General features: G+C 54.5%; 2 protein-coding genes. Both read right to left on the bottom strand.

Annotated features, from left to right (window positions below; all coding sequences use genetic code 11):
• Positions 1–199: hypothetical protein (locus V6D20_07565; protein HEY9815641.1), on the bottom strand; the 199-nt coding region annotated here is incomplete at its 3' end.
• Between the two features lie 96 nt (positions 200–295).
• Positions 296–763 carry a hypothetical protein gene (locus tag V6D20_07570; protein HEY9815642.1) on the bottom strand — a complete coding sequence of 156 codons (468 nt, stop codon included), beginning with the start codon at positions 761–763 and terminating at the stop codon, positions 296–298.
• Positions 764–1,050 lie beyond the last annotated feature (287 nt).

Here is a 1,050-nt window from a genome sequence, read left to right on the forward strand (position 1 = left end):
AAGAAAACAAAGAAGGATTCCCCCCAGTGGTCTTATTGATACCTGCACTGGTTTCAAAAAGCAAAAACATCCCTCGTCGGTTGTGATGCAAGCGTAGTGAGGAGTAACGACCGACGTTCAGGGGGATGCGAGTGCCAAGGAGAGCCTTCAAAAAATCGGTTGCTTTAGAGAACTGGTTGCCAAGACAAGGGTTTTTCAAAAAGTTTATTGCTTCAGTTGTTCATGAATCTCATTCGGTTTTGTATTTTTTGTAGTTTTTTTTGTATTTTTCGCAATTTTTGTAGGGGTTCCAGACTTATTGCTCTCCACCTTCGGCATCGCCTCCTTCGGGGGTGCCTTCAACGGGAATTCCGCTCTCACGAAGTACGTTCAGTGCCTCGTTCACCTTGCCATCAAGAGCAGCGCCATCCTCGAGAAGGAGGATGAGCTCGGTGTTATCCATAGATTCGAGGAGCATGCCAGTAATCTTTCCGGAGAGATCGGGATGATTCTTGGCGATAAGGTGGTACAAACGGTCTCCCAGCATGTTCTTTGTCTCCTGGGGAGACTGAGCAGCCAACTCCTGAGGAGTAGGAAGGGGTGGCATAGCGCCAGGTTGAGCTTGGGCAACGTTGCCCTGGGGGTAGGGACGTTGGTTGTTGTAGCGAGTGTTGGGTCCACGGTTGGCAGGAGGGGCATTGCGGGCTTTTGCGCCAGCAGGGGCAGCACGGCCTCCGCGAGCAGCAGCGGCTCCACCACGGTGTCCACCGCGAGTAGCGCCCATGACGTAGCCAGGTTGTGGGTAGCCTCCAGCGGGGCGCCCTTGAGCGCCAGCAGGACCCTGTTGTTGGTTCCAGCGAGGGGGTCGTACACCCATGTTGTACATGGGCATGCGAGCCTGACCAGGTTGGAAAAATACGGGTCCGGAACCGGGGTACATAGGGTTGACGCCTCCGTTGGGTTGCATGCGCATTTGGCGTTGTTGAGAGTGCTGTTGCTCGAGTTGGGCTCTACGCACTTCCTTGCGCTGCGCCATGGCTACGTAGATGGGCTTTCCGGCGAGGATAGCGC

It is taken from the genome of Candidatus Obscuribacterales bacterium, assembly GCA_036703605.1.
In the GTDB taxonomy this organism is placed as follows: Bacteria; Cyanobacteriota; Cyanobacteriia; order RECH01; family RECH01; genus RECH01.

Coding starts and splice junctions, on each gene's coding strand:
- V6D20_07570 (HEY9815642.1), bottom strand. CDS start 763: ATGGGCGCTACTCGCGGTGGACACCGTGGTGGAGCCGCTGCTGCTCGC.